This window comes from Roseateles sp. (assembly GCF_019237615.1).
Lineage (GTDB): Bacteria > Pseudomonadota > Gammaproteobacteria > Burkholderiales > Burkholderiaceae_C > Pelomonas.
In genome coordinates this window covers 1-12,414 of record NZ_JAFAGT010000098.1, presented here as the reverse complement: position 1 = coordinate 12,414, position 12,414 = coordinate 1, and the positions used below count along the sequence as shown (strand labels likewise).

The window sequence follows — 12,414 nt, the reverse complement described above, 5'->3', positions numbered from 1 at the left end:
ATTACCAGCGCGACGTGTACGGCCGCGTCTCGTTCTCCGGCGCGCCGCTGACCCGCATCGCGCTGGGCGTGGAGGCCACGTCGATCAGCGCGGCGGTCTCGGCGTCCAGCACCCCCGAGATGTCGCGCTGGCGGTACTTCATCTGGAAGGTCGAGATGACCTCCCTGGTCAGCACGTCCATCTGGCCCGAGCGCGACACGTTGTAGCCGATGCGCGCGAGGCGGTCCTGCAGCCAGGCCACGTCGCGCGGCGCGACCTCGTGCTCCAACGTCTTCACCAGCGTCAGCGGGCCGTCCGGCCAGGGGATGAGGCCGGCGTCGGCGAACTGCTTCCACGGGAAGCTGGGGCCGGGGTCCTGCTTGCGGCCGGGCGCGATGTCGGCGTGGCCGATGATGCGCTCAGGTCGGATGTTGTGGCGCTTCTGGATGTCGCGCACCAGCGCGATGACCTCGTCGATCTGGGCCTGCGGGAAGGGCGCGTAGACGCGGCCGCCGGGGCCGTCCACATAGCCAGGGTTGACGATCTCGATGCCGATGGAGGACGAGTTCAGGTTGGTGTTGCCGGCCCAGTAGCTGGCGCCGGCATGCCAGGCGCGGCGGTTCTCGTCGACCAGCGCGTAGCTGGCCACCGGGTTGTCGCGCACCAGGTAATGGGCCGACACCTGGCCGCCGGTGGTCAGCACCTTCAGCGACTTCTCCCAGTCCAGCACCGTGTAGTGCAGCACGATGTAGAGGGCGCGGCTGTCCTGGTTCTGCGACGTGTAGCTGCGGTCGATGTGGGGCGCGCGCACGGCGGTCGCCGGCGTCGCGGCGCCACCCGGCGAGACCGGGGCAGGCGCTGGCGCAGGCACGCTGGCGCAGGCGGCGAGCAGCAGGGCGGGGAGGGCGGCGAGAACGCGGGAGAGGTACTTCATGTCGAGGAGGCGGTGGCCGAACCCGGATTGTTGCAGCGCAACCCGTCCGGCCTGTTCGGGAGAGCCCGCAGGTAGCCATGCCCGACGGCGCAGCGGGTATGCCGGCAGGTGATGGCCGAGGCGCCGCCGGGCTAGCGCTTGCCGGTGGCCGGCTTGCGCGCCGCGGGCCGGGCCGGCTTCTCCGCATCGGCCCTCAGCGGCGCCAGCGCAGCCAGCGCGTCGAGCTGGGTCAGCAGGCGTTGCAAGTAGTCGGGCGCCAGCGCCTGCAGCTGCTGCAGCGCGCGGGCCGCCAGCACCTGGCTGTTCAGCGGGCCGAGATGCTCGGGCACTGGCGCACTGACCTCGGCCATGCGGCGCGTCAGGCGCAGCGCGTTCCAGGTGCGGCGGTGGGCATGCACATTGCGCAGCTCGGTGCTGGCGGCCGTCTGCAGCGTGGCGACGAGCTCGGCCAGCGGGCTGGCGGCGTGTGCGACCCGCCGCGCCGGCGGCACGAGGGGCAGGGCCTGGGCCCGCTGCACGAGGCGGGACACGAGCCGTTCGCGCAGCGCGCCCGGCGGCAGCGCGGACGCGCGCCTTGCCAGCGCTTGCAGCACGCGCTGGCGCACCGGATCGCCCGAGGCCTGCGCCTCGGCCCAGGCGAGGGGGTCGTCCAGCGCCGTCATGGCGGTGTCGAGGCCGCGGCGCGTTTCGGCCGCGGCGTGGGCGCGATCTCCACGCGCCGGTTCAGCGCCCGCCCTGCAGCGTCGTCGTTGGACGCCACCGGCTGCTGCGGCCCGAAGGCGGCGGCGAACAAGGCGTCAGGTGGCAGGCCCTCGGCCATCAGTACGCGCGTGACGGTCAGCGCCCGCTGGGCCGACAGCTCCAGGTTGTCGGCAAAGCGGGGCGCGTCCTTGCCGGTGACGAGGCCGCGGTCATCGGTGAAGCCGCTGACCATCAGGATCTCGTCTCGCTGCGCCAGATAGGTACGCAGCGGCGCGGCCAGCTTCTTCAGCAGCGCGCGGCCGTCGGCATGCAGCTGGTCCGAGCCGACCGCGAACAGCACCGCACCGCTAATGCCGATACGGCCCTCCACCAGCGTGATGCGCCCATCCGCCAGCGGGCCGGCCAGCGCGCGCTCCAGCGCCTCGCGACGGGCCTGCTCGGCCTGGCGCTGCTGCACCTCGGCCTCCAGGCGGTTGGCCAGGTCCAACTGGCCCACCAGTGCCGCGGCCAGCACCAGCACGAAGGCGCCCAGCACGCCGGCCATCAGGTCGCCGAAGGCCGCCCAGGCGGGCGTGCCGACGCCTTCCTGTTCCAGCTCCAGCGGCTCATCCATGCGCGGCGCCTCCCTGCAGCGCGTCCAGCACCGCCTTCTGCGAACCCAGGCAGAGGTCGATGACCTCGCGCGCCTGGGCCACGTAATAGCCCAGTTGCTCGTCGCTGCGCGTCATCGCGCCAGCGAGGCGCTCCTCCAGCGCGGCCAGGTGCTGCATGAGCTGCGCGTTGGTGCCCTGGAACTGCTCCACAGCGGCGCCGAAGCCCTCGCCCAGGCTGCCCATCTCGGCGGCGCTGGCGGCCAGGTTCGTCGCGGCCTCGGCCAGCGTCCGGCCCGTCGCGTCGGCCTGCTGGGTGAAGCTCTGGCTCAAGGCCTCGAGCTGGGTGGCGGAACTGCCCACCAGCGCATCGACCTGGGACGCCGCGCTGGCGAGCAGCGCATCGGTGGCCGCGCGCTGCTCGCCGGCGGCCTGCTGCAGCGAGGCCAGCAGCGTTGACACGGTCTGCATCAGCTCGGCGCGCTCCGCCAGCGCCGCGCGGTCCTGGGCCTGGCTTTGCGCCAGCTGCTCGCGCAGCGCGGCGACCACCTCCACCGCAGCGCGCGGCGCCTCGCCGGCGGCCTTCAGCAGTGCGCCGGCTTCGCTCAGCGCCGTCTGGGCCTGGGCCTGGCCCTGTGCCACCAGCTCGCGTGTGTGGCCCAGCAGGCCGTCGGCCAGTTGCTGCTGCTGCGCGAGCTGGGCGGCGCCCGCGGCGTGCAGCTCGCTGCGCCAAGCGGCCAGGCGCTCGGCGTCGTGCGCCGCCTGGGCCGACTGCAGCTGGCCATGCGCGCTGGACAGCGCGGCGATGGCGGACTGCGTCTGCGCGGCGAAGCCGGCGCTCAACTCAGCCAGGGCCTCCTGCGCGCGCTGGCCGCTGGTGGCCAGCAGTTGCTGTGCAGCTTCGCGCTGTGCGGCCAGCAGTTGTTCGTTAGCGTCGCGCTGCCGGGCGAGGGCCTCAGCCTCGGCACGGGCCTCGGCGCTGCGCTGCGCGTCCATCTCGGCTTGCAGGGCCGCGTGGCCGGTCTGCGTGTCGGCGATGCGATCCAGCAGGTCGCGGGTCTGCGCGGCAAAGCCGGTGGTCAGCTCGGTCAGCGCGTCCTGGGCGCGGGTGGCGCTGTCGGTCAGCAGCTGCTGGGCGGCCGCGCGCTGGGCGGCCAGCAACTGCTCGTTGGCGTCGCGCTGCCGTGCCAGGGCCTCAGCCTCGGCGCGGGCCTCGGTGCGGCGCTGCGCGTCCATCTCGGCTTGCAGGGCCGCGTGGCGGGTCTGCGTTTCGGCGATGCGGTCCAGCAGGTCGCGGGTCTGCGCGGCGAAGCCGGTGGTCAGCTCGGCCAGCGCGTCCCGGGCGTGGGTGCCGCTGTCGGCCAGCAGCTGCTGGGCGGCCGCGCGCTGGGCAGCCAGCAACTGCTCGTTGGCGTCGCGCTGCCGGGCCAGGGCCTCAGCCTCGGCGCGGGCCTCCGCGCGGCGCTGGGCGTCGTGCTCGGCCTGCGCGGCCTGCTGGCGGGCTGCGGCCTCGTTCATTGCGATGAGCAGGGCCTGTGCCTCGGCGGCCCAGCGGTCACCCAGCCGCTGCACGGCCTGTTGCATCGTGGCGCCGCCCTCGGCCAGCAGATGCAGCGCGGCCTCGCGTTGCTGGGCCAGACCGTCGGCCTGCGCCTGCGCGGCGGCCTGGGCCTGCTGGCCGATCTGCGCCGCACCGGCCTCGAACCGTGCGCCCAGTGCATCGAGCTGCCCGGCCACCTGCGTGCCCACGCGCTCGTGCAGTGCCGCAGCCTCGCGGGCGATGCCGGCCATCGCCGCTTCGGCAGCGGGCCGGATGGCGGCGCCGGCCTGGGCGACGCTCTCGGCCAGGCTGGTGCGCAGCGTGGTGTCCACGCTGGCGGCCAGCGCCTGGTAGGCCTGCCGGGTCTCGCCGTGGAAGCGGTCGTTCTGCGCGACCAGCTGCTGGGCCATCTGCTGAGCGAACTGCTGCAGCTGGGCGACAAGGTCACGCTGGTTCTGCTGTGCGGTCTCGGCCGCGGCCGACGCAGCGGCCTGCTGCTCGACGGCGCGGCGGTGGGCGGCCGTCAGCGGGCGCAGCCGGCCCAGCAGCGCCGCGTCCAGCCGGCCCGACACCGCGGCGCGCTCGCGCCGCGCCAGCGCCACCATCAGGCCCAACATGGCCGAACCCGTCACGCCGGCGACACTGGCGCTGAAGGCAAGGCCCAGGCCCTGCACTGGCGCGCCCAAGGCGTTGCGCAGCGCGGCCAGGTCGGCCGTCTGGCCCAGCGCCGACGCGGTGCTGCTCAGCGTGATGACCAGGCCGATGAAGGTGCCCAGCATGCCCAGCAGCACCAGCAGGCCGGCAAGGGCCGGTGCCAGCGCCAGGCCGGGCAAGGCGACGCGCAGGCCCTCCAGGCGCTGCTGGACGGCGGCGCGCAGCGCGGCGGGCACGTGGGCCGGCCAGCCGTCGTCGGCGGGCGTGGCCAGCGCGGCGTCCAGCTCACGGCTGGTGCGGCGGAAGACGCGCAGCTCCATGGCACCCAGCGCGAAGAAGGCCGCGATCAGCAACGTCATTGCCAGCGCGACCGGGTGGTGGCGCGACGCGGCCAGCGCGGCGCCGGCGATACCCGCCAGGCCGGCGGCCAGCGCGAGGGGGTAGAGCGTGTTCAGGAAACGGTTCATCGGGTCAGAGTGCGGGTGAGGGCGGGGCCTCTTGGTGCAAGGCCTCGACGAGGCCCAGCACCGGTTGCAGTCGAAGGTCCAGTTCCGCCCGCAGCGCACGCTGCAGGTCGGCCCAGAAGCGCAGGCGCCAGTGGCGCGGGTCGGCGGCCTGGTGGGTCTCGGCGCGGCGCGTCAGCAGCGCCGGCAGGCCGCCCAGCAGCGGCTTTTCCTGCGCGGCGAGGGCGCGCTCGAACAGCAGGTCCAGCTGAGCCAGTCGTGCCAGCCGGCCCGACGTCTCGGCCAGCCGCGGTCGCAGCCGTTCGCGCAGCGTGGCGATGCGCGCGGCCATGCTGCGCTGCTGTTGCGCGTGGTGCAGCCGGAACGGTGCAAGCAGGTCGGCCAGCGGCACGCCGTCGGGCGCGGGCGCGGCCGCATCGGCGGCCAGCTCGGCGTCGTCGAAGCCGGCCAGCAGCTCGGCCTGCAGCCGGTCCAGTGCGGCGGCCACCCAGCCCTGCGCGTCGCGGTGCGACGCGGCGTTGACCATTGCGGCGGCCGGCGCGGCGGCCAGCACCTGCGACAGGCCGATGGCATCCGCCCAGCCCAGCCAGCCGCCCAGCCGCTCGGCCACGGGGGGCGCCGGCGCGGGCGCCACACCCCATTGCAGCAGCAGGCGCGCCAACGGCTCCGTCACCGCGGTCGAAGGCGGCGCCAAGCCGGTGGGCGGGTTGGTGGCGGAGGTCATGGAAGAGGCGGGCGCTCACGCGGGCGCGCGCAGAAAAAGGGCGAGAGTTTAGTGAACCCCGATCAGCAGGGCCCTCCCGCCGCGCGGCCGGCTGCCGCCAGACCGCCTCGGCGACGCCCTGGCCGGCCGCGAACACATGGCGTGCGCCACCGGCCGTCTTGGCTTGGTACATGGCCAGGCCGGCCGCGTGCATGAAGGCCTGCGGGCCGGCGGTCGGGCCGCCGGCCCGTGCAGGGGGCTCGCCGCGACGTATTTCAAGCGGGCGGCGCGGCAGCCGAGGCCGCCCATGCGGCGGGGTCATGCGCCGGGCGCAGAATCCCTCGAGTCCAGCAGTCACAAGGCTACGCCATGCACACCCACGACCTTGCCGAATGGCGCCACGAGCACGTCTTCGACCGTGGCAACGACGCCGGCGAACGCGGCACCCGGCTGGTGACGCGGATCACCGCCGCGATGATGCTGGTCGAGATCGCCGCGGGCTGGTTCTACAACTCCATGGCCTTGCTGGCCGATGGCCTGCACATGAGCAGCCACGCCGTCGCCATCGGGCTGAGTGCTTTCGCCTATGCCGCCGCACGCCGACACGCGCGCGATCCACGCTACGCGTTCGGCACCTGGAAGATCGAGGTGCTGGGCGGTTTCGCCAGCGCGATCTTCCTGCTCGTCATCGTCGCGCTGATGGTCTACGGTTCGGTCGAGCGCCTGTTCAGCCCCGCATCCATCCATTACCCCGAGGCCATGGCCATCGCGGTGCTGGGCCTCCTCGTCAACCTGGGCTGCGCGCTCATCCTCGGCAACGCCCACCGCCACGAGCATGACCACGGCCATCTTCATGGGGACGATCACGGCCACCACCATCACGACCTCAACCTGAAGTCGGCCTATCTGCACGTCATTGCCGACGCCGCCACCTCGGTGGCCGCCATCGCGGCGCTGGCCGGCGGCTGGTGGCTGGGCTGGGCCTGGCTGGACCCGGTCATGGGCATCGTCGGCGCCGTCGTCGTCGCGGTCTGGGCCAAGGGCCTGATCGCCGAGACGGCCAAGGTGCTGCTGGACCGCGAGATGGACCACCCGGTCGTCGACGAAATCCGCGCGGTCATCGCCGAGCGCGGCGCGGCCGGCGAGACACTGATCGCCGACCTGCATGTCTGGCGCGTGGGCCGGGCCGCCCATGCCTGCGCGCTCAGCCTCGTCACCCACGACGCCCAGCTCACGCCGCGCCAGGTGCGCGAATGGCTGGCCGTGCACGAGGAGATCGTGCACTCGACCATCGAAATCCACCGTTGCGGAACATGAGGCCCTTCATCCAACGCGCACATCGCCGGTTCGGGCCGGCTTGGGCGCGGACCAGCGCACGACCCGCAGATATCGAGGAATACTGACATGCCCGCCACTCGTCCCGGCCACGCCGACATCGAACTGCGCAACCGCTGCACCCGCTGGCTGAATGGCCACCGGCCGCTGCGCTCCATGCGCGACGCCCTGCTCGGGCTGGCCGAGCTGCCCGAGGCTAGGCTGCCGCTGGACGTCTATGGCGAGGGCGAGGCCATGCAGGCGCTGGAGGCCCAGGTTGCGGCACTGCTGGGCAAGCCGGCCGCGAGCTTCTTCCACAAGGGCGTGGCCGCCCAGCTCGCGGCGTTACGCGTGCACTGCGGCGATGGCGACGGCCCGGTAGCCCTGCATCCGCAGTGTCATATCGCCATCGACGAGGCGGAGGCCTTCGAGCAACTGCTGGGCCTGCGTGGCCTGCGCATGGGCCGGGTGGACCGGCCCTCACACGTCGACGATCTGATGCTCCTGCCCGAGCGGCCAGCGGTCGTCACCGTGGAGCTGCCGCTGCGCCGCGGTGGCTACCGGCTTCCCGAATGGGACGACCTGGTGGCCCTCGGCGGCTGGTGTCGCGCAGCCGGCGTGCCGCTTCACTTCGACGGCGCGCGGCTGTGGGAGGCTGCGGCCCATTACGGCCGGCCGCTGGCCGAGATCGCCGCACTGGCGGACTCGGTCTATGTGTCCTTCTACAAGGGCCTGGGCGGCCTGGCCGGCTGCGTGCTGGCGGGGAGCGAGGACTTCGTCCAGCGGCTCGTGCCCTGGAAGACACGTCTGGCCGGCAACCTGTTCACCGTCCACCCCTATGTGCTGAGTGCGCTGCAAGGCCTGCGCACGCAGCTGCCGCGCCTGCCGGCCTACCGCGAGCGGGCCCGCGCGTTGGCGGCGGTGCTGGCCGCCGAGCCCGGCTGGCGCGTGGCGCCGGAGCCGCCGCAGGTGAACGCCTTCCAGCTGCATCTGCCTGCCGCGCCCGGGGCGCTGCGCGAGGCGATGCTGGAGGTCGCCCGCCGCGACGGCTTCTGGCTGGGAGCGCGGCCCGCGGCCTCGCAGCTCATCGAGGGCGGGACGATGGTGGAGATCGTCATCGGCGACGCGGCCCAGGGCTGGGCCGACGCCGAGTCGCTGGCGGCCTGGCGGGCCGCCGTGGCGCTGGCCGGACGCTGAACGCCGGCGGCTTGTCAGCTGGGGCGTAAGCCCGCAGGCCTAAGCTGGCTGCAGTTGTTTGCAGTCCAGGAACGCCCATGACCCGCACCAGCCCCTACCAGACCGGCCTGGCCAAGAACGCCGCCAACCATGTGCCGCTGTCCCCGCTGAGCTTCCTCGGCCGCGCCGCGGCCGTGTTCCCGGACCGCGTCGCGCTCATCCATGGCGGGCTGCGCCAGACCTGGCGCGAGACCGAGGCCCGCTGCCGCCGCCTGGCCAGCGGGCTCGCCAGGCATGGCGTGGGCCCCGGCGTGACGGTGGCGGCCATGCTGCCCAACACGCCGGCCATGTTCGAGGTCCACTACGGTGTTCCCATGGCCGGCGGCGTGCTGAACACGCTGAACACGCGGCTGGACGCCGAGGCCATCGCCTTCATGCTGGAGCATGGCGAGGCGCGCGTTCTGCTGGTGGACCCGGAGTTTGCCGCCGTCGTCGACCGCGCGCTGCAGGCCTTGGAGCCGCGTCACCGGCCACTGGTCATCGACGTACTGGACAGTGAGGCACCCGCGGCGCCGCGCCTGGGCACGCTGACCTACGAGGAACTGCTGGCCCAGGGTGACCCGCAGGCCGCCTGGCAGCTGCCGGCCGACGAGTGGGACGCCATCGCGCTGAACTACACCTCGGGCACGACGGGCAACCCCAAGGGCGTGGTCACCCACCACCGCGGTGCGTACCTCAATGCGGCCAACAACGTCATCGCCTGGCAGCTGCCGGACCACCCGGTCTACCTGTGGACACTGCCCATGTTCCACTGCAACGGCTGGTGCTTCCCGTGGACCATGGCGCTGGTGGGTGGCACCAGCGTCTGCCTGCGTCGCGTCGATCCTGCACTCGTATGGCAGCTCATCCACGCGTACGGCGTCACGCACCTGTGCGGCGCGCCCATTGTCTACGGCATGCTGATCAACGCGCCGGCCGAGGTGCGTGGGCAGCTCGACCGCGTGGTGCGTGGGCTGATTGCCGGAGCGCCGCCGCCGGCCGCCGTCATCGAGGGCTGCGAAGCCGCGGGTATCGCCATCACCCACGTCTACGGCCTCACAGAGGTCTACGGCCCCGCGGCCGTGTGCGTGCAGCAGGAGCATTGGGCGGCACTGCCAGCCCCAGAGCGTGCGCGGCTCAACGGCCGCCAGGGCGTCAGCTACCCGCTGCAGGAGGCCGTTGCGGTGCTGGACCCCGACACCCTGCAGCCCGTGCCCGCCGATGGCGAAACCATGGGCGAGATCTGCTTCCGCGGCAACGTGGTGATGAAGGGCTATCTGAAGAATCCGCCGGCCACCGACGAAGCCTTCGCCGGTGGCTGGTTCCACACCGGCGACCTGGCCGTGGTGCAGCCTGACGGCTACATCAAGATCAAGGACCGCAGCAAGGACGTCATCATCTCCGGCGGCGAGAACATCAGCTCCGTCGAGGTGGAGGACGTGCTGCACCGCCACCCGGCCGTGATGCTGGCCTCGGTGGTGGCGCTGCCGGATGCGAAATGGGGTGAGGTGCCCTGCGCCTACGTCGAGCTCAAGCCCGGCGCCAGCGCGAGCGAGGCCGAGATCGTCGAGTTCTGCCGCAGCCAGCTGGCGCGCTTCAAGGTACCGAAGCGCGTCGTGTTCGCCGAACTGCCCAAGACCTCGACGGGCAAGATCCAGAAGTTCCTGCTGCGCGAGCGGGCCAGGTCGGCCAGCGCCATCGAGTGACGGCGCCGCCGGGCCGGGGCTCGCTCAGCGGCGGGGGGCGCCCGTCGGTGCGGGGCGGGGGCCGCCCAGGTGACGGAAGGTGATGCGGCCCTTGCTCAGGTCATAGGGCGACATCTCCAGCGACACGTTGTCGCCGGCCAGGATGCGGATGTGATGCTTGCGCATCTTGCCGCCGGTGTAGGCGATGACCTTGTGGCCGTTCGTCAGCGTCACGCGGAAACGCGAGTCGGGCAGGATTTCGTCCACGACGCCCTGCATTTCGATCAGTTCTTCCTTGGCCAAGTGTGGGACTCCGTTGCAAAGATTATGCGAGTGGCCGGGCACGAGGCCCTGCCGGCGTGATGTACAGCCCTGGACCGCGCGCGCCGCTCAATGGCAGCGCGCCCAGGCAAGGCCTTCCGCCCGGGCATAGCGCAAGGCTGCCTGCGGGCTGAGGAACTGCGGCGTGAAACGCATGACGCGGTCCACGCTCGCCATGCCGCGACCGGAGCGGATCGACACCAGGGCATCGAAACCACCGCCATCGCGCGGCTGGGTCATGGGCGAGACCAGGAAGCGTCCCACCTCGAAGTTCTTGTTCTTCTTTTTCATGTTGTTTTTCTTGTTGTCTGCGGCGCCGGTCTTTGCCGGCTGCAGCCGTTGGGGCGCGGGGCGCCCAGGGCACGCTCAGCGCGTGCAGCGAACCCTCCGCCGGCGCACGCCGTGCGGAGACAGAAACACTCAAGAACACTCACCGGGAGTTGCTGAGGCGAGCCGCTCGCGAGAAGGGGCCAGGGGGTGGCCAGCGGGGCCGCAGGGAAGACCTTGAGGAAACGGTCTTGCGCGAATCTATGGCAGCTAGTCTACCAGCCGTGTCAATCCCCCCTCGCCGGCGGGCCTCTGAGGCAGGCGCGCGGGCCTTCAGCCGTAGGCGTACCAGAGCGCCGCGAAGAAGTGGCACACGCTGCCGCCCAGCACGAACAGGTGCCACACGAAGTGGGCGTAGCGCAGCTTGTTGTCCAGCAGGAAGACCGCGGCGCCCAGCGTGTAGCTCAGCCCGCCCGCCACCAGCAGCGCCAGGCCGGGGCCGGGCATGCGTTCCACCAGGGGCCCGATGGCGAACACCACCACCCAGCCCATGGCCAGGTAGAGCAGCGTCGAGACGATGGGGTGGCGCAGCCGGTTCAGCAGCTTGATCGTCACGCCGAAGGCCGCCGCGGCCCAGACGGCGACCAGCAGCGTCGTGCCCGGGCCGGTGTGCAGCACGCCCAGCGTGAACGGCGTGTAGCTGCCAGCGATGAAGACGTAGATGGCCGCATGGTCCAGCCGCATCAGCCAGGCCTTCACGCGGCCGTTGGCCAGCGAGGCGGGCAGCGCGTGGTACAGCGCCGAGATGCCGTACAGCAGGATGGCCGTGGCCGCGAAGATGGCCGCCGCGGCCACGTCGGCCACGCTGCCGTGATTCATGGCCTGGATCACCAGGATGGGCAGGGCCGCCACGGCCAGCAAGGCGCCCAGGCCGTGGCTGATGGCGTTGGCGATCTCCTCGCCCAGGGTCTGCGGGCGGTCGGCGGGCGGGGTGGTGGGGCGAAGCGAGGGCATGGGTGAGACAAGGGCAGGCCGGGGCCGGTTGCCGCAGTGCGACGGGCCTGGTGAATCGGGCTGGCGTTGCGGTACTGCAATGTAGCCGCCGCACGTGCGGCGACCGGTTTCAGCGGAGCGCCGGCCGGTGCATAGCGCCCAAGCGCTGTGCCCGCGCGACCAGGCGCTGGTCCAGCGTCTACAGCGCGGCGCCGGGCATCATGAGGGACGAGGCCAGCAGCTGAGGTCCACCAACTCGGGGCTGACCTGCCGGAAGTGCGCCACCCAGACCGAGATGTCGGCCAGCACCCTGGTCATTGGTCGGTGTTTTCGCGGCGGCCTGGCACGTCGCGCATCTCCGGCGCCTTGCCGCCGAGCGCGGCAAGGCGCTTGGCGGCCTGCACGCGCGCGAAGGTCTCGACGGCTTTGCGGAACGGGGCCGCCTTGTCCATGTCGGGGGCGGCCACCTCAAGCGTCTTCTCGTAAAGGGCGTCGCCAAGGGGCACGGTGATTCGCATGGGATGCTTTGGTATCAATGGTGATGCAGCTCGTGACTCTCCAGTCGCATCAAAACAAGCGCGACCGTCACGCCGGTCGCTGCGGACCAGAGCGCTGGCGATGGCCCGTAGTCGGCAGCTACTGTTTTGCAGCGACAACTGTCGATCGAATGGGTCACTCTCACGGTAGCTTTCGGCCAGCGGCTGCCGTTCGCAGGGGGGGGCATGGAGTCGTCTTGAGTCCAATGTTTCGCAAGCCGCGGTCGGTCTCGTTTGACAATGGACGCCCATGTCTTTACGATATCAGAAACCGTAAAGAATGGTGTTCATGTCGGGGCCAACCACAATCTCGAGCAAAGGCCAGGTCACCGTGCCGCGGGACGTCCGCGAGCGGCTGGGTCTGCAGGCCGGAGACAAAATCGCCTGGTCGATGCTGAGCAACGGCACCATCGTCCTGCGGCCCAAGACGCGTCGTCTGGCAGACCTCGTGGGCATCCTGACGCAGCCGGGGCAGCCTGGTGTCGCTGTCGACGAAATGCGCTTGCCTGAATGAGCA

General features: G+C 71.9%; 13 protein-coding genes. 4 read left to right on the top strand and 9 right to left on the bottom strand.

The window, feature by feature from the left end; all coding sequences use genetic code 11:
• Position 1 precedes the first annotated feature (1 nt).
• The 5 genes from JOY88_RS21075 to JOY88_RS21055 form a co-directional block, all read right to left on the bottom strand.
• Positions 2–913, bottom strand: coding sequence for an N-acetylmuramoyl-L-alanine amidase (locus JOY88_RS21075; RefSeq protein WP_293504615.1), 912 nt, complete (start codon positions 911–913; stop codon positions 2–4).
• 131 nt (positions 914–1,044) lie between these two features.
• On the bottom strand, positions 1,045–1,575 hold the full coding sequence (locus tag JOY88_RS21070; RefSeq protein WP_293504614.1) for a DUF2894 domain-containing protein: 531 nt from the start codon (positions 1,573–1,575) through the stop codon (positions 1,045–1,047).
• Positions 1,572–2,228 (bottom strand): OmpA family protein, encoded by a 657-nt coding sequence (locus JOY88_RS21065; protein ID WP_293504613.1) that lies wholly within the window; start codon positions 2,226–2,228, stop codon positions 1,572–1,574. Before JOY88_RS21065 ends, JOY88_RS21070 begins: the two co-directional genes overlap by 4 nt.
• Positions 2,221–4,866 carry a coiled-coil domain-containing protein gene (locus tag JOY88_RS21060; RefSeq protein ID WP_293504612.1) on the bottom strand — a complete coding sequence of 882 codons (2,646 nt, stop codon included), beginning with the start codon at positions 4,864–4,866 and terminating at the stop codon, positions 2,221–2,223. Before JOY88_RS21060 ends, JOY88_RS21065 begins: the two co-directional genes overlap by 8 nt.
• Positions 4,867–4,870: 4 nt before the next feature.
• Positions 4,871–5,587 carry a DUF3348 family protein gene (locus tag JOY88_RS21055; RefSeq protein WP_293504611.1) on the bottom strand — a complete coding sequence of 239 codons (717 nt, stop codon included), beginning with the start codon at positions 5,585–5,587 and terminating at the stop codon, positions 4,871–4,873.
• Between the two features lie 348 nt (positions 5,588–5,935).
• On the opposite strand from JOY88_RS21055, the gene dmeF reads away from it, so the two are divergent.
• From dmeF to JOY88_RS21040, 3 genes are all read left to right on the top strand, one after another.
• Positions 5,936–6,883: a CDF family Co(II)/Ni(II) efflux transporter DmeF gene (gene dmeF / locus JOY88_RS21050; protein ID WP_293504610.1), complete on the top strand. Its 948-nt coding sequence runs from the start codon at positions 5,936–5,938 to the stop codon at positions 6,881–6,883.
• Positions 6,884–6,970: 87 nt separating this feature from the next.
• Complete coding sequence (locus tag JOY88_RS21045; protein ID WP_293504609.1) at positions 6,971–8,077, top strand: threonine aldolase family protein; 1,107 nt, start codon at positions 6,971–6,973, stop codon at positions 8,075–8,077.
• Between the two features lie 77 nt (positions 8,078–8,154).
• Positions 8,155–9,801, top strand: a complete 1,647-nt coding sequence (locus JOY88_RS21040) for an acyl-CoA synthetase (RefSeq protein ID WP_293504608.1) — start codon at positions 8,155–8,157, stop codon at positions 9,799–9,801.
• A 24-nt stretch (positions 9,802–9,825) separates the two neighbouring features.
• On the opposite strand, the gene infA is transcribed toward JOY88_RS21040, so the two are convergent.
• The 4 genes from infA to JOY88_RS21020 form a co-directional block, all read right to left on the bottom strand.
• Positions 9,826–10,083, bottom strand: coding sequence for a translation initiation factor IF-1 (gene infA, locus JOY88_RS21035; protein ID WP_293504607.1), 258 nt, complete (start codon positions 10,081–10,083; stop codon positions 9,826–9,828).
• Between the two features lie 87 nt (positions 10,084–10,170).
• Positions 10,171–10,392, bottom strand: coding sequence for a hypothetical protein (locus JOY88_RS21030; RefSeq protein WP_293504606.1), 222 nt, complete (start codon positions 10,390–10,392; stop codon positions 10,171–10,173).
• A 309-nt stretch (positions 10,393–10,701) separates the two neighbouring features.
• Complete coding sequence (trhA, locus tag JOY88_RS21025; RefSeq protein ID WP_293504605.1) at positions 10,702–11,382, bottom strand: PAQR family membrane homeostasis protein TrhA; 681 nt, start codon at positions 11,380–11,382, stop codon at positions 10,702–10,704.
• A gap of 293 nt (positions 11,383–11,675) precedes the next feature.
• Positions 11,676–11,879 carry a type II toxin-antitoxin system VapB family antitoxin gene (locus tag JOY88_RS21020; RefSeq protein WP_293504604.1) on the bottom strand — a complete coding sequence of 68 codons (204 nt, stop codon included), beginning with the start codon at positions 11,877–11,879 and terminating at the stop codon, positions 11,676–11,678.
• Positions 11,880–12,186: 307 nt separating this feature from the next.
• Here JOY88_RS21020 and JOY88_RS21015 point away from each other — a divergent pair, with 307 nt between their 5' ends.
• The gene (locus JOY88_RS21015) at positions 12,187–12,411 is read left to right on the top strand and encodes an AbrB/MazE/SpoVT family DNA-binding domain-containing protein (RefSeq protein WP_293504603.1); all 225 of its coding nucleotides are present in this window, start codon (positions 12,187–12,189) and stop codon (positions 12,409–12,411) included.
• Positions 12,412–12,414: the final 3 nt, after the last annotated feature.